We start from the raw sequence: 15,584 nt of genomic DNA on the forward strand, positions 1-15,584 counted from the left end.
GACTCCCGACCGGTCTCGCGATGATTCGCTAAATTATTTGCCGCCACCACTTTCTTTCAAATTCTGCAGCACTTCATCCATGTTGAAACTCGCCGCCTTCTGACGTTGCGGGTACTCCTTAAACGTCATTAAGAACTTCCCAACAAAATCCTGAGCGGGCACTAACAAAAATGCGTGATCGAGCAGCCAATCGAAATAGGTATTCGATGTGACGTCGGCTCGTTCATAAGGATCCATACGAACATTAAATATCTTCGGAATGCGAAGAGTTACAAACGGTTCCATCCAAATCTGAAGTGTTCCGCGAGCGCGTTGTTCCATGAAGACAAGTTTCCAGTTATCGTAACGAAGCCCAACGAGCTGTTGATCATCATTACAATAGAGGAACGATTCCCGCGGGCTCTTCTCGGCCTGTCCGGTCATATAAGGCACCAAATTAAATCCGTCGGGGTGGACCTTATAAGTCACCTCGCCGACCTTATAACCTTTAAGAAGCTTCGCGGTAACCTCTGTATCCCCCGCCATTGCCAGAATCGTTGGAAGCCAGTCGTGATGACCGACGATTTGATTCGAGACCGTTCCCGGTTTGATATGGCCCGGCCAGCGAACCATACAAGGAACTCGGTAAGCTCCTTCCCAGTTGGAGTTCTTCTCGTTTCGGAACGGAGTCATGGCCGCATCGGGCCAGGAATTCATGTGCGGGCCGTTATCCGTTGAGTACATCACAAAGGTATTGTCCGCAATTCCGGCGTCGTCCAAAGCTTTCAGCACCATACCGACGTTTTTGTCATGATCGATCATCGCATCAGCGTATTCCCCCATCCAGCGACCGGATTGGCCTTTACTCTCCGGTTTCACATGGGTCCGGAAGTGCATGTGCGTGAAATTTACCCAAACGAAGAATGGCTTACCGTCTTGTACCCCTTCACGCCCCGGCCAGGAGTGAGCGGGGGGTTTTGTTGTTGAAGTGAGCCTGGACAGCCTCTTTGATAAATGCGAGGCAGTTGCGTTTTTGCTGTCGGCAGGTTTCGATGACCGTGAGCATTCTCTCGAGGAAACGGCTTCCGGCAGCGGATTGCGTGCCGAAGCAGATTTTTCGCCAAATGACGAACGGCCGCAAGGCCCGCTCGGCCGCGTTGTTGGTCGGTTCGACTCCCTCCACTTCGACGAACGTCCAAAGTCGAGTGCGGTACTTCCAGAGTTCGGCGCACAGGCCTCGCGTTTTCCGGTCGCATTTTCCTCGAAGGAGTAAGGCTTCGATTTGCGAGCGAATCGGAACCATCCGCTTTTGGAATTCCGGGCGTTCCAGGCTCCCGTCTCGAATGCGTTTCCAGAGTTCGAACATCGCTCGAGTTTGCCGTTGCAAGTCCCGGCCCAACCGCTTCGACACAGAACAAGGCCGGTCGATCAGGCTCTGGAAGTCGCGGATCAGATGGGCCCAGCACCATTGCAGGCGTCCGAAAGCCCAGTACATTTTGGCCCGGTCGCAGTTCAAGATGCCCGAGTACGCGGGGCCGAGAAATTCGCGAACTACTTCGGCCTTGCGACTGGTCCGACAGGCGAACAGAGTAAATCGGGGAGCGACAAAAGTCCAGGTCCAAGCCTTGATCGGACCTTCTTTGGTGGGAGATTCGTCGCCCTGAACCACCGCTTGCCCAGGCAAGGCCTGCTGTAATTCCCGGTACGGCTGCTGTAAAGCTTCGGACGCCCGGTTCTGAAGTTTGACCATCCAGGCGGCGGAAGCTTCCTGACCCAGGATCTGTTCCAGAAACAGAGCGCAGCGTCGCTTGGAGAGTCGGAAACAGACCATTAAAAGAGACGACAAAGCGATCAATCGAGGTCCGGCCGCTCCGGAAGGAACGCCCGCCGGCAATTCGCCGCAGGTCGTCTTGCCGCAGGAACAAGGCAGCCGATGCAGTTGATATTCGGTGATCGAAGGCTGGATTTCGGGAATCTCCCACACTTGATGCCGCAGGGGTTGGGGGTCAGTTCCGCTCAACGCTTCGCCGCACCGACGGCATTCGGTCGGCTTGCAGGAGATCATTTCGATACAGCGATCGACCGATACCAAAGAGCGTTCGTGCTTGGTGTGTCCCGGTTGACCGCCCGCTTTCCGCTTAGCCTTCTTAAGCGCTTGCTTCGACGGCCTGGCATGAGGATGCTCCGAAGACGGAGGCTTCGAAGAATTGCCCGGATTTCGCGCCAATTGCTCTTTCAGTTTGGCAACCTCGGCCAAAAGCAAACGAATGATCGCCTGAGCTTCGGCGGGTTGGCGAGCGATCATTTCTTCAGTTACGATATCCATGACCAGAGTATGGCAAAAACTCCGCTAAAGCGCAAGCGCAAGTCGCTACGACTGGACAGACTGTGAATTGATACTACCGTCTTTAGCTTGACGCTTAATGAACTCCACCGATCTTTCCGCTACATCGTCGTCGATTGTTTCCATTCGCTTTTTGGTTAACGGGCCAGTGTCTTTGATGGTCTGCTTGCCAACTTTGCCGAAGCGCGGATCGACTGTATCGTCGTCTTTGTCCGATGCTTTACAGTCCATAACGCCGCGTGGCCCATACTTGGCTCGAAATGCGGGATCCTTGGGATAATCGGGAAGCTCCGGCTCTTCTTCGGCATTTAGGTGATAGAGATTGCCGTAGAACTCATCGAAACCGTGCACCGTGGGTAGAAACTCGTTGCGGTCCCCCAAGTGATTTTTGCCGAATTGTCCGGTGGCGTAGCCGAGGGGTTTGAGCAACTCAGCGATCGTCGGATCTTCCTTGCGAAGCCCGAGGGTGGCACCCGGAAGACCAACCTTCGTGAGGCCCGTACGCAGACCATGTTGACCGGTAATGAAAGAGGCGCGACCTGCCGTGCAACTCTGTTCGGCATAATAATCCGTGAACATCATGCCTTCTTTGGCTACCCGGTCGATGTTGGGGGTCTTGTAACCCATCAGGCCCAGTGAATAAGCACTGATGTTGGTTTGGCCGATATCGTCTCCCCAGATAATGCAAAAGTTCGGCTTCTTACCCGACTTCTCCGCCTGAGCCGAGACCTTTTCGTTATGAGCCGTCAGGAGAGCGAGTTCCTGTTTGGATAAGCCGTCCCCGCAGCCCGGGGAAGCCGAAGTCTGAGCAGTTTCGAGACCGGGAGGCTCTGCGGCGAGCACCGAGCGCCCCGGAAAGATTTTCCCCGTGGCGATGGCATAGCCGGACAGCACGCCGAGGCCGATCCAAGCCGCGGCCAGAAATTTGGTATTTTTCAGCATTCGACCCTTTCTGTGTGAACGTCAGTCTGAAGGGCGATCGATTGGAAATTCTCACTCGGGACTGATTAGAGACCGGTATCTTACCGACATATTTTTAATTGCCTACGAAATACTTATTTTCGTTCGACGACCATCTTCTCGATTTTGCCGGTGAATGGGAACGGGGCGCGCTCGGCATAATCGAGGGAGACGGGGGAACCGAGATCGACGCCGACATCGAGCGTTTCGCTGGCCGTGAAGGCGCCGGGAACCGTTCGTTTCACGGTGGTTTTGGCGACCTCTTGACCGTCGACTTTGAGTACCACTTCCGCCGGACCTCCCGGTTTGGGGATCGTCTCATCGACTTCGATTTGGTGTTTGCCGGCCGCGATTTTTCCTTCGGATTTGACCTTTGTTCGCTCAATAATCAACATGTTGTATTCGTAGCAGAGTAGCCCTTTATCCATGTACAGAGTCAGTCCGCCGGATATTCCGCCCAGAGCGTACAAAACACCTGTAGCTTCTTGGCCAACTTCGATGTCCAGGGAGACATGATTGCTTTCGCGACCAAGGCCGGGAGCAGTGAATTCTGGCATGCGAATCGTTGTGGAATCGAAACGCCACGTTTTATAGGGGCTGCCGATGCGGTCTTCGGGATGGAACCGGGTCCATAAGCCGCCGCCAATGGGCAGGGCTTTATTCGCTTTGGCTTGAGCGAGGAAGAGCTCTTTCATCTTAGCCAAACGTTCAGGTTCCTTCGCCGAGAGATCATCGGCTTGCGAGAAATCTTTCGAAACGTCGTAGAGTTCCCAAACATCTTTATTGGCATCCCAGTTCTTCAGTCTTGGCATTGACCCCGGCGTATCCCAGGGAATCATCGGACCGAAGGTGCAGGCAAACCAGCCGTCGTGATAGACCCCGCGACTGGCGTTGTTCTCAAAATACTGGGTCTTCTTGCGCCCGGGGGCGTTCGACTCGGCAAACGTGTAAGCCATACTGATGCCGTCGATCGGATCCTGTTTAATGCCTCCCACTTCCTCCGGCGGTTTAATGCCGATAATGTCGTACAGCGTTGGGGCGATGTCATTGACGTGATGAAATTGCGAGCGGGGTTTGGGGTCCGGCTTAATCCCTTGAGGCCAGGAAATCACCAGGGGATTGCGCGTGCCGCCGAAGTGAGCCGCGACCAGTTTGGTCGACCGGAACGGCGTGCCCCCGGCCCAGGCCCAACCGGCGTGATACATACTATCCAGTTTCGGTCCCCCGAGGGCTTCCAGTCCGCCGACTTTCGCTAAAGCGGCCAGTTGCTGTTCGATGGTGTTCGGGATATTGTTCTGGGCCAGTAGTTCACTGACGGTGCCCTTCTGACCTTCCGCGCTCGAACCGTTATCGCCCCAGACGTATAGGATGATCGTGTTCTCGCGCAAGCCGAGTTGCTCGAGGCCATCAACCATTTTGCCCACCTGGGCATCGGTATGTTCGACGAACCCGGCAAAAACTTCCATAAGTCGTCGTTGAAAAGGCCGTTCTGCTTCAGGAATGCTGTCCCAGGAGGCGAGGGTTTCATCGCGGGGCGTCAGCTTCGTATCGGCGGGAATCCAACCGAGCGCTTTCTGACGGGCAAAGACCCGTTCGCGGTATTTATCCCAGCCGTCGTCAAATTTGCCTTTGTACTTATCGGCCCATTCCTTGAAGATGTGATGCGGCCCGTGCACCGCTCCCGGAGCCCAGTACATCAAAAAGGGTTTATCGGGCGAAAAAGCCTGATGCCGTTTCAACCAGTTCAGGCCCTTCTCGACCATGTCTTCGGTGAGATGGTATTTTTCGTTGTGGGGCGGTTCAATCGCGGTCAAGTTTTCGTAGAGGCGCGGTTCCCACTGCGACGTTTCGCCGGCTAAGAAGCCGTAGAAGTAATCGAACCCATGCCCGGTAGGCCAGCGGTCGAAGGGCCCCATAGCCGTCGTTTGATTGGCCGGGGTGTTATGCCACTTCCCGAAGGCCGCCGACTTATAGCCATAATGGTGCAGAACTTCCGGAATGGTCGCCGACGATTTGGGAATAATGCCGGTATAGCCATCGAAATCCGAGGCCCGCTCGGCGATAGTTCCATTGCCCACGCGATGATGATTTCGGCCCGTCAACAGGGCCGCCCGGGTGGGGGAACAGATCGAAGTGGTGTGAAAGGTGTTGTAGCTGATACCTGTATCGCGTAGCCGGGTGAGGGTCGGGGTATGGACCTCGCCGCCAAAGGTGTCGGCGACTCCGAAACCGACGTCGTCGATCAGAACGATCAAGACGCTAGGCGCTCCCGGCTTCAGGCGCTCCGGCTCTTTCCGCCATTTCATGACCGATTCCTGCAACGTCGCCCCGGGTGTACTCGCCGAAGGCGTCGGCGGAAATGGCAAAACGGAGCCCTCCGATTGGGCGGGCGGAGAAGGATTTTGGGCCGATAAATAGTGGCGAACTCGTTCTGAGCTCAGCGGCACCAGCAGCAAAATCAGGCTGCCAGCGATCAGAGTGCGTTTCATAGAATAGCCCGAGAGGCAAAGGAAACGATTGTCGGTGCAACACCGAATGCTATGCTACCTCGAAGCCGTGAAAAACAACTATAAAAACTCCCCATATCCCAAACTGGCAAAAGCCGATTTCGGAACCGACCGGGTGAAATTATTCTGAGACCTGAAATCTGAAGCGACCTTCTCCTACCCTGCGACTGCGCCAACGACTCGTGGATTTCGACGACTTGGCACGCGTTTTCTCAACGTGGGACGGGACTTTGGTGCAGATGTCCCGGGGCCGATTCGAAGGAACTCTGGAATTGGCTCACGGAGAGAAGATTCAAGTCCATCGGGCGACGGGGAATCAAGAAATTTTCGTTCGCGGCCAAGAAAAGTCGGCCACGTGCACCTTCACCTTGGTTCTACCCGAAAGTGAAAATTGTTTGTGGCAGCGCCGCTCCCTCTCCGCCGGGGATCTGGTTGTTCGCAGTGCCGACGTGGAAGTTCATCACTGGGCCGGCCGCCAGGCGGTGAATCTCAGTCTGAGTGTCGGGGAGCGGACCTTGCGAGACGCCGCAGATACTCTCGGTGTGGAGTTAGGGGCCTTCCGCTGGCAGGCTCTTCGTCCGGAACCGGTCGTCTTTCAACAGTTGGAAAAATTACTCCGCAGTTTTTTGGCCTCGGTCCCGGGGTCGGCCGAACGGTCCCACCTGGAAGAGGCTTGCCTGAGGACGGTGGTAGAAGCCCTCTGTCCGGCTTCGAAAAAGCGAGAGCCGAGTTTACTCTCCTCGATCCGGGCCGATTTGGTCCAGCGCGGGGAGGATCAGATGCGCCGTCAGTTAGACGGGTTTTTGTGCGAATCGGATCTCTGTCGCGAACTGGGGGTCAGTGGACGGACGTTACGATTGGCCTTTCAGGAACACTACGGCTTGGGTCCGATCGAGTACTACCGGGTCTTGCGTCTGAACGCCGCCCGCCGGACGATCAAGAATCTCCGAACCGATTCCGAATCCATTGCGTCCATCGCCCAGACCTTCGGATTTCACCATTCGGGCAAATTCTCCCTCTATTTTCGAAGACTCTTTGGGGAGCTCCCTTCCGAAATCGGACGCTATACCGCATCGAAAAAAGGCTGAGCGCGCAGTCGAATTCTTGCCCGGCGCCGGAGCGTCGGCCCACTTGTAATTTTCCTAAGAACCGCCTCTCAACCCCTTCCCTCCGTTGGAGACTTCTGGATTCAAAGCAGACGGAGATTTGATCCCCTCGTGCCTTCGCCGTCGCGGAACTTTCGAGCGCCCCGCCAGGTGACAGCGAAAGATTCTAAAGAAGTCATCGGAAAATCCCGCTTAGCTTTCACGGCTTAGGATTCCCAAATACCCACATCCCCCGCCGGTTTTCGCAGTGTTTCTGGGCGCAATCTAAACCCGGGTTTGCTCGTTGCGTACTGAAGCCCGGCCCGGTCCGGGAGATTGTCCGATTCCCTGACAAAGCCGTCGGAATAGTGGTCCTTCTTGCTCCCGAGTTGGCGGAGCGCTTGAATGGGGAGTGAAATAACATAAACTAGTCTGTGCGACAAACAAGTCTGCAATGAAAGATCGAAAGGCGACACATGTCAGATCCCTCGACAATCGATGCACTTCCCAGCCCGGAGCAGATGCGCAACTACTTCGCCGTCGAGAAATCGGTCCGTCAGACCCGCCGGCTCCGGGAGACATCGCGAGCGATCCTCACCGGCAACATCGCGGCCGCCGCCTGCCTGATCGAAACCGTTTTGGTAATCCTGCATTCGGGTTGGCTCGACAGCGGCCCTTCTCGGGATGAGTACAAGCTACTCGCCTTAGACGGCACGATCTTCGGTTGGTTGACTCTCATGGTCCTCTCTTTGCGCTGGATGAAACGGCAGCGAGCGCGGAGTTCCGTCTACGTGCTGGACCGACGGGAGGCGGCAGCGCAGCGCGTGCCCGCGCACCCGGTCCAGACCCGGTTGCTCTTTATCTGCTTTTTCCTCTTTCAGGGATTGGTCGCGGTCCTTTGGAGTATCGCATTCCGACATATGACGGATTCGGCCCTCGTAGCGGCTCTGTCGATCAGTCCCCTGCTGGGGGTCGGTTATTTCGTGTATCGCTTCGTGCTCTATGGCTTCTGGGAAGATTTGCTGTTCGCCGCGGCCGTCGCCCTGGCCTGGATACCGTTTCTTTTCCGAGCCTGGAATCTGGCGCCGCTGTGCCTGGCCACCTTTCCCCTGGTCATCGTCGGGACGAGTTGCCTGCATCGGCGTTGGGTCCGCTGGCAAGAAAGTTTCTCTCTCCCGAACGCCGAAGCGGCGAACGAGGAGGAACGCTCGTGAAAGAGGAGGCACCGATCGTACTCGATCCTTTGATTCACGAGGTGGCTCGGCTCGTGATCGTATCCGTCCTCAACGAATGTGGCGCCGCGAGTTTCAACTTCCTGCTCGGCACGACGGGGTTGACGCGAGGCAATCTCTCGGCGCACATGATTCGGCTGGTCACGGCGGGCTATGTCGAGGAGAAGAAACAAATTCGGGATCGCAAAATGCTCACCGAATATAGCCTCAGTTCCGTCGGACGCAAAGCGTTCGCGGACTATCGAAGGGAATGGACCCGTTTGACCCAGGGCAACGCTTCCCTCCGCTGAACGGACCGCGCGCAGCGTTGCCAATTGGAACCCCTCCGTCCCTGGAGTTGGGGCTCTCCGATCGACTGAATCTCCCATCCGCTCAAACACACATTCTTTGGGCAATTCCGACGGGCAAACGGACCGGAAAAAAAGATCGAGACTTTCGAGAGTCGATGAGGGCGGCTCCCGACGCGGATCGCCGATCTGGCGGTCGGGCCGTGGAAGAACGGGTATGCCCCTAGATTGGCGAACCGTCCGTTCGCCGACCGGACGAATTGCGGACGTTTTGGAAGCTAGTGGACGAGCCCAAAGTCACCCAACCGCCGAGCGGAAAAACCAATCGGGTGTGAGGATGCCGAAGGTCCGTCGCGGAAACGTCGGCGCGGACGGGGAAGTTCAGGCCGCTACCGGTGAAAATCCGTTGGTTAAAGGGGGTGTTTACTTTGCCGGAAATCGAGCTACTCCGCAAACCACGCTTTCGCGGTATCCTCGGAATAAAAAACTTGGACTTGAGAACCGTTCATATCGACTGTGAGGGCGAGTAATTGATAGATCGTTGACAGACCAATCGCGGTGCTCAGAAAGGCGATTTTCGATTGAAATCGCTTGAGTAGCTTCGCGCACAGACTTCCCAGCCAAGGGACTTCGTTAGGGTTCGGACGGTTCGTCACTTGGCTGACATCAATCAGCACAAAGGCCTTCTGCGGCAGGGAAGGATCTTGCAACAATCGATCCACGCAGTCCCAGCGGTCTTCCACGGAAACGTCCTCCGTCGAAGTGATCCGAATAAGGTTGGCAGACTCATCGAATTCATATCGAATGGCCACAATGTGCACCTTTTAGCTGGACTAAGAACTAAGAGGCGACTACTGCGGAAAACCTAGGATTTTGGAGAGTCAAGTCTCTCTGGGATTCAATTCTGATCTCTTAGACCCTCAGGCATAACTTACAACTAAGTTCACGAGATTTTGCCGATGGCGTCTTGGACGGTCGAATTTTAGTTCGTTGAGGCAATCTCGCTATTTCGATTTCGACGTCGCCCTAAATATAAATTCTTTGGTCTGAACTGCCTTCAATTTCTGATCGGCTTCGCTGGTCTATGGGACAGAACTCCAAAACAACACCAACTTGGAGAGATAAAAACTATAAGCGATTTTCCTGAACCATTTTTTTGGGGCCGAACATTGCCTCGTAGAAAATTTTTCCGGTGGCCGCCGTCTGATCGAACTGCCCTACTTGGCCCTTAGTTCGCCGTCCTTTTGGCCGTCTTAGGAATTCCTTTGGAGGGAATTAAGCGGTATGTCAATTAGGGGCTAAAAATTCCCGTTTGTCAACTTTATTAGGAGTGTATTCGTCCCGAATCCTTCTTAACCTACTTAGCCCGGATTCGAATGGAATGCCACTAAAGGATTTTCGATTATTTCCCTTGGCTCAGTTCCCCAGCCCTTTCCGCTTCCTTTACAGAGGTTCCGCTAGCCCCCGAAGTGCCGGGTGTATTTCTTCAGAGATTCGGTCCGTGAGTCCCACCCTTCTCCCTGTCCATGCCGATGGATTCGTATGTAGCCCGGGAGCTTCAGGGCATACTTTTGACCTGATCAAAGCCCACCCGCGGCGGAAGCGATGTTCAACGGACAGAAGGATTTCGACGAAGGGAATGGACGGGGACCGGGGGAAGCTTTCCAATCACCAGGGATCTCTAGGTCGAGAGTTGAGTTCGGGAAAGTCGGGGAGTCAGACGTAACTGAGAGGGATCACTGAGCCGAGTGGCGACCGTCTTCCGCGACCGCGGACTTTCCTCGGAATTGCCAAGGAGTCGGCAAGAGTTCACTGGAAAAGGAAGTCAAAGCTTTGTGTTCTCCCCAAAGACACTTCCGGCTCGGTTTTTTCTTGCCACTGGAGCTTGCAGGCGGCCGACAAACGAACAGGCCCCACCTTCGTGGGGCCTGTCCCGGAAATCCGAGATTTCCTCAATTGAATCCCTTTCGGTGCCTGCGATTATTTCGGGGACACCGGCTCTATATTTTGGGCCGAAAGCTTCCATAAGTGAAGGATTTTATCTTCCCCTCCGGTGGCCAGCGTGCCCCCCTCCGGAGTGAAAGCCGCGGAGAGAACGCCTGCTGAAGTCCGCACGCTTGTCTGTTTCCGTTGCCCGCTGGCAAGGTTCCAGAGGCTGACCGTGCCATTCCAGTCCGCCGCGGCCAGCCAGTGTCCATCGGGGGAGAAAGTTACACTCTCCAGAAAACTGATCGCCGGGGCTTTCTCACTGACCAAGGACTTGACTAGGGATCCGTCCTGCAGTTTATAGAGATCGACCTTCCCCACGGTTTTATCGGCCGAAGCCAGTGCCGACGGGCAAGCGATCATCGTGCCATCGGGGGAGAAATCGGCCGAGTGGCAACCAGGGAAGAGGCGCATCAGTTCCCCGGTGTTCACGTCCCACAATTTCACCGGTCCTTCGTTCGAAGAGGTCGCCAGGGACTTACCCTCGAGCGAGTACTTCACGAACGTGGTCGGTTTGTCCTCGGCAATCGTTCGAATCAAGCTGCCGCGCTCGATTTCCCAGAACTGGACTCCGCCGGAGGGTTTGCCCCCGTTGCCGCCGAAAGGTCCCCACTCGGTGATGCCGGCCGCCAGGAACTTGCCGTCCGGGGAGAATGCCAGGGGCGACAGCGGTTTATCGGTGGTCCATTTCCGAGTCACTTGACCGGTCGCGGTATCCCGCAACTGAATTTCTCGGCCGATAATCGTCGCGAGAAATTTTCCATCGGAACTCCCGGCTACCGAACCGGCACCCGCGATCGATTGCGACCATCTCAACTTTCCGGTGGCGATGTCCCATTGTCGCAGTTCGTTCGGCCGTCGTTCCGGAGGCGGGACCGATTCCGGATCCCGCATCAAGGCGGTGATCGATGTGCCCTGCCGATTCCAGATCAACTGAGCGGGAACCCGATCGCGGCTGAGTATCCCGTCTACTTGCACATTAGGGGAATCCAGCGTCTTCCCGTTCGGCAGCGGTTCCGGGAGAGGCGACTTCGATACGACGCTACCCTTTTGGAAGCCTTCGGGAAGGTCGAGCGAAAACAATTTCGGATCCAGCGGTTCATTCCAGATAAACTCGTCGAAGCGCATTTCCATCTCGGCCTTCGGGTCCGGATCGCGGATCACGATCTTGGCTGGCAAATGACTTTCCGCATCGACCCACACCTGCATCTCGCCACTGCCCTTGATGCCGAGCAAATCCACTTTGCGGAGCCGATAGACCTGCGTGCGACGCCCCCGGAGAATCTCCTGACCAATCCGCTCGGCGTCGTTCGCTTGGGCCTGCCGTAATTTGTCGATCGGATTGGCAAACTCCTGGACCATCTTGGCATCGATCTCGACCGACTGGGCCAGCTTGCGATGGCCATCCAGGAACAAGGCTTGTTTCTTGTCCAGATCGCCAATCTGGATCAGCTTGCCGTCGAACTGCTCGAGGCGCATCCGGTTGCCTTCGAGATACATTTGGCCTTCGATTTTTCGCGACAGTCCGAATTGCGTGCTGGTGGTAAATCGCACGGTACGAAGCGCTTTGACGTTTTCGAGGACTTGAGCGAAGGCTTGGCTGCCGGAGCGATCGAGTAACAGAGTGACTCCAGCTCCCACCAGAAGCAGTGCGGCCACAGCGCCCAGTCCCGCCAGGACTTTTCGGGAGGTGGCCCATCGTCGCTGCAGAATGCCAGGGGTTAGTGGTGTCGCAGTCGACGGAATCGCCAACAGCTTGGCTCGCGTTTTCACTCGTTCGATCGCCGTTTCGGAAAGCGGTTGGGCCCGTATCGACTGGACCGCGGCCTCCAGAGGGGGTTCGAGATGCTTGGAATCGGGATTAAGATATTCATCGTTCATTTCAATTCTCCTTGGTTGAAGAGGTTCAGTTGCGTCCGCAAGCGTTGACGTGCTTTGTACAACGCGGTCGAGACCGCCTCGGGTGTAATTTCCAACGTGGTGGAAATCTCGTCGCGGGACTGTTGTTCGAAGTAAAACAGAGCGAAAATCGCGGCCTGCTGGTCGGGCAATTGAGCGATGGCTTTCCGCAGCCAGGTCCCCAACTCCGCGGCGGCCACTTCTTCGAAAGGCTCGATGGTCACCCGGCTATCCCCTTCTCGGAGTTCGACGGTCACTCGCTGGCGACGCAGCCGATCGATCGAGCGCAAGGTCGCCATGCGCACCAGTAGACCGGCCCAACTCTGCACTGGGCCCGCTTTGTTCCGCCGGAAGGCTTCCGTGAAGACCTCCTGGGAGACATCTTCCGCATCCTGGATGGAACCCAGGATCCGCAACGAGACTCGGAACACGCTTTTCGCGTGGCGTTCCACAATCCGGTCCCAGTTGGGTAGCGCCCTATCGGTCATTGGAGTTACCTTCCCATGAAAAACATCAATCAGAAGCGTCTAACAGGTAGTCGTAGCGGCCCGGCCCGCATGACTTAAAATCTGAAGCGAATTCCGTCGCGGTTCCCGAATCGATGCGGGGTGGACTCCGACCAGATCGAGAAAGGCCGCCATTCTCGGAGAACCATTCAGAGAACTCTTTTGGCAGAAATTTCAAGGACTTTCGATGGAGGTCAAAGGAATTGAGAGGGCGAGTTGGTATCCCCGGCCCGTCGATTCAACAGGAGGAGAACGTGAATTTGCCTGCAAACGGAGCCCGGGAGGGACCTCGCTTTCCACCGGCCCGGAGACTTCCGGAATGAACGGATGAAAATCCTCCGCATGCCACGGCTTCGCGATGCACCAGGACCCGAGTTGAGGAAGTCCTCGAAAGCTGAGGACGGCCGCTTCTCCGGCGAATCCGACCTATTCCCTCGGCAAACGGACTCTGACTTTGCGCGTGTCGGGAGAAAGGCGAACTTTATCGATCGTGTCGAAGCCAAGGTCTCCCCACCGGAGACCTTCTCGGAATCGTGGCGATTCGGCTTTCACTTTTCCAACTCCAGGTAGAATAACATCTTCGGAAGCCCACGTGAATTTTTCTCATTCGATCGAAGGAAAGGCCCTTATGAGTGCCGGCCGTCGTCTGATGTTCCCGATAGTGAGTCTCGTTACCCTGCTTTTGACGCCTTTCCCATCGTCCGCTCAAGACCCGGCGGAAGATACTAAAAAGACCAGAATCGTATTTCGAATCTCGAAAGAATTTATCCGCAAATATCAGACGCCGGTCATCGAAGACACTTCGCCCGTCGATATGTGTCTGTTCGGCTCTCACGTCACCGGCACCGCGCATACCACCGGCCGGACCTCGGTGAAGCTCGACACCAACGAGAAGGATGCGGTGTTTATTACTCGCTTTCAAGGCTCGACCGATTCGCAGCAGGTCGCCACCCGTCGGCCGGTGGCGGTCCACAGCACCTCGAAAACCGCTTTCGAAGCGCAGCGGATGATCCATTTTGACGGCGTTCGTTTCTCCGCCGATGCCCCCACAATCGAGGCCACCGCTACTTCGGTCATCGGCGACGTGGAGACCCCGCGGCTCTTCAGATCGGTGATCCGGAGAATGGCCTCCCGGGAGATCGATCGGACCAAGCCGGCCGGGGACGAGATCGGCCTGCAGGAAGTGAAGACTAAAGTGCTGGCGAGTTTCGATACCGAAACCACGCAATTGGTGAATCAACTGAACAAAATCGTGCCTTACGAGAAGGCGATTTCGATTGTTGCCCCGAAAACCCAGGGCTGGATCAACCACCTGGGGACCACGCAAAATTATCTGTTACTGAGCCCCGGTCCGAAAGAGGCGGAGATTGCGGTCCTTCCGAAGGAAGCGAAACAGATGCGGGCGCCGCTGGAGCTTTGGGTCAAGGGCCAACCGAGCGGCGAAAGAATTCGCCTCTTGCTCGAATCGTTCACCGCCACCGAACGCGCCTTCGATCTGTTCCGTGCCGCGCGGACCGGCGAGACCAAGAAGGTCGAAGGGATCAAGTTCACCGCGGTCGGCGACTGGTGGGTGCTCAAAATTGGCGAAGATCTGCTCGACCAGTGGATTGATAAAATTGAGCCGAAACCGGAACCGCCCAAGTAACTTTACCCGCTCAGATTCCCCGGGGCGGTTTCCGGACTCGGGAATTTTCTGTTCGGCCACTTTCGGCAACGCGAATGGGCCCCGCAAGCTGGCGTAGGACATCCGGCGGGGCCGATCCCCACTCCTTTCCGGGATCGAATTTCTGAAGCCGGTCCAGAACTCTTCGGGTGAGGGAGAGGCCTCGCTTTTCGGGGCCCCATGCCCTCGGGAAATAAAGAAATCCCGCCGTGGTCTGCGCTTTTGTCTCCCAAACAAATGCGACGGGACGGACGGCGGGATTTAACTTCCAAAAAGCGGGAGGGCTCTCCGAAGACGAATCCTTTCTGGGTAAACCCCCAGCCGCGGGGAGAGGTTCCGCGGATTCTCTTTAAAATTATGAGACCACTCTAATAATTGCGAAACGGGGAGGCAATGAGAAATGGATAAATTCAACCTGATCTTCTGCCCGGTCTCCGAGAGAAGACTCGGAGGAAGGGTTCCGCGAAGCTCTCAAGAGGGCGCTGATCGCAGGCAGGCGGCGTAGCCGAGGATCAACTCCCCGTCCCGTGTGGGAGTGGCTGTCGGCTGCCAGCCGCGCGCAAGCCGCGCCGGCAGTAACTCCGCCGCCGAAGGCAAATGATCCCAGACGGCGACCGCCGTCACCACCCCGAATCAGGTACAGTCGTAGACCAGCCAATACCCCTCCCGAACCGGAACGATCAGATCGTGGCTGAATTCGTCTTGCGCTAGCAGATCGGCGGGAGCTAAGGGCGGGTTGTGTTCAAACATCCAATCGAGGATCTGCTTCACGGAGCTCTGCGTCCGGAGCAGGGTTCTCCAGGGAGCGAAGCGCTCCTCGGCGAGACCCGCGCGGTTTTCGATCGGAAAGGGATTGCTCATGGCTCGAATCTCCTGGGCCCCCGGGAGTCGCCGGAAGTGTCCCCAAGTGTCCTTCGGAAAGAGGACAACCGCCGAAAGCGCAAAAAGTTCTCGCGGAGACCTCACTTTTATTTTTGTAGGGATTCGGCTCCCATAAAAGACCGAGTTGGCGAACCCCCCCGAGTGAAGATGACGAAGCTGGGAAGAATCTTCTCCATGTAGTGAGGATTCGTTCCTGATGAGAAATTTAAGTGGTTGGTTTGGCCTTATTTTTCAATTTCTCATCCTTTTCCCGC

General features: G+C 56.1%; 10 protein-coding genes and 2 pseudogenes. 4 read left to right on the forward strand and 8 right to left on the reverse strand.

Features of this window, described 5'->3' with window-relative positions; translation table 11 throughout:
- Positions 1-33: 33 nt before the first annotated feature.
- From KIH39_RS07515 to KIH39_RS07530, 4 genes and pseudogenes are all read right to left on the reverse strand, one after another.
- A pseudogene (locus KIH39_RS07515) lies at positions 34-1,023 on the reverse strand (sulfatase-like hydrolase/transferase); the annotation flags it as partial.
- Positions 926-2,305 carry an IS66 family transposase gene (gene tnpC, locus KIH39_RS07520; protein ID WP_213498710.1) on the reverse strand — a complete coding sequence of 460 codons (1,380 nt, stop codon included), beginning with the start codon at positions 2,303-2,305 and terminating at the stop codon, positions 926-928. The pseudogene KIH39_RS07515 and the gene tnpC, both read right to left, overlap by 98 nt.
- A 75-nt stretch (positions 2,306-2,380) precedes the next feature.
- Positions 2,381-3,265 (reverse strand): annotated as a pseudogene (locus KIH39_RS07525) (sulfatase-like hydrolase/transferase); the annotation flags it as partial.
- 113 nt (positions 3,266-3,378) lie between these two features.
- Positions 3,379-5,772 carry an arylsulfatase gene (locus KIH39_RS07530; RefSeq protein WP_213498713.1) on the reverse strand — a complete coding sequence of 798 codons (2,394 nt, stop codon included), beginning with the start codon at positions 5,770-5,772 and terminating at the stop codon, positions 3,379-3,381.
- Positions 5,773-5,987: 215 nt separating this feature from the next.
- Between KIH39_RS07530 and KIH39_RS07535 the strand changes: the two genes are divergently transcribed.
- From KIH39_RS07535 to KIH39_RS07545, 3 genes are all read left to right on the forward strand, one after another.
- Entirely contained in the window at positions 5,988-6,878 is an 891-nt protein-coding gene (locus KIH39_RS07535; protein WP_213498714.1) for a helix-turn-helix transcriptional regulator, read from the forward strand.
- Positions 6,879-7,351: 473 nt separating this feature from the next.
- Positions 7,352-8,089, forward strand: a complete 738-nt coding sequence (locus KIH39_RS07540; RefSeq protein WP_213498716.1) for a hypothetical protein — start codon at positions 7,352-7,354, stop codon at positions 8,087-8,089.
- Positions 8,086-8,397: a transcriptional regulator gene (locus KIH39_RS07545; protein ID WP_213498717.1), complete on the forward strand. Its 312-nt coding sequence runs from the start codon at positions 8,086-8,088 to the stop codon at positions 8,395-8,397. Before KIH39_RS07540 ends, KIH39_RS07545 begins: the two co-directional genes overlap by 4 nt.
- 440 nt (positions 8,398-8,837) lie before the next feature.
- Here the strand turns inward: KIH39_RS07545 and KIH39_RS07550 are convergent, their stop codons facing one another.
- From KIH39_RS07550 to KIH39_RS07560, 3 genes are all read right to left on the reverse strand, one after another.
- Positions 8,838-9,206, reverse strand: coding sequence for a hypothetical protein (locus KIH39_RS07550; RefSeq protein ID WP_213498719.1), 369 nt, complete (start codon positions 9,204-9,206; stop codon positions 8,838-8,840).
- A 1,168-nt stretch (positions 9,207-10,374) separates the two neighbouring features.
- The gene (locus KIH39_RS07555; RefSeq protein WP_213498721.1) at positions 10,375-12,261 is read right to left on the reverse strand and encodes a DUF2092 domain-containing protein; all 1,887 of its coding nucleotides are present in this window, start codon (positions 12,259-12,261) and stop codon (positions 10,375-10,377) included.
- Entirely contained in the window at positions 12,258-12,767 is a 510-nt protein-coding gene (locus KIH39_RS07560; protein ID WP_213498722.1) for an RNA polymerase sigma factor, read from the reverse strand. The genes KIH39_RS07555 and KIH39_RS07560 overlap by 4 nt, the downstream gene beginning before the upstream one ends.
- A 646-nt stretch (positions 12,768-13,413) precedes the next feature.
- Between KIH39_RS07560 and KIH39_RS07565 the strand changes: the two genes are divergently transcribed.
- On the forward strand, positions 13,414-14,430 hold the full coding sequence (locus KIH39_RS07565; protein WP_213498724.1) for a hypothetical protein: 1,017 nt from the start codon (positions 13,414-13,416) through the stop codon (positions 14,428-14,430).
- A 651-nt stretch (positions 14,431-15,081) separates the two neighbouring features.
- Here KIH39_RS07565 and KIH39_RS07570 read toward each other — a convergent pair.
- Complete coding sequence (locus KIH39_RS07570) at positions 15,082-15,309, reverse strand: hypothetical protein (RefSeq protein ID WP_213498725.1); 228 nt, start codon at positions 15,307-15,309, stop codon at positions 15,082-15,084.
- Between the last annotated feature and the right edge of the window lie 275 nt (positions 15,310-15,584).

This window comes from Telmatocola sphagniphila (assembly GCF_018398935.1).
Lineage (GTDB): Bacteria > Planctomycetota > Planctomycetia > Gemmatales > Gemmataceae > Telmatocola > Telmatocola sphagniphila.

What these genes read in the sequence shown, in the direction of transcription:
- tnpC (WP_213498710.1), bottom strand. Translation starts at nt 2,305, where the DNA reads ATGGATATCGTAACTGAAGAAATGATCGCTCGCCAACCCGCCGAAGCT.
- KIH39_RS07530 (WP_213498713.1), bottom strand. Translation starts at nt 5,772, where the DNA reads ATGAAACGCACTCTGATCGCTGGCAGCCTGATTTTGCTGCTGGTGCCG.
- KIH39_RS07540 (WP_213498716.1), top strand. Translation starts at nt 7,352, where the DNA reads ATGTCAGATCCCTCGACAATCGATGCACTTCCCAGCCCGGAGCAGATG.
- KIH39_RS07555 (WP_213498721.1), bottom strand. Translation starts at nt 12,261, where the DNA reads ATGAACGATGAATATCTTAATCCCGATTCCAAGCATCTCGAACCCCCT.
- KIH39_RS07560 (WP_213498722.1), bottom strand. Translation starts at nt 12,767, where the DNA reads ATGACCGATAGGGCGCTACCCAACTGGGACCGGATTGTGGAACGCCAC.
- KIH39_RS07565 (WP_213498724.1), top strand. Translation starts at nt 13,414, where the DNA reads ATGAGTGCCGGCCGTCGTCTGATGTTCCCGATAGTGAGTCTCGTTACC.
- KIH39_RS07570 (WP_213498725.1), bottom strand. Translation starts at nt 15,309, where the DNA reads ATGAGCAATCCCTTTCCGATCGAAAACCGCGCGGGTCTCGCCGAGGAG.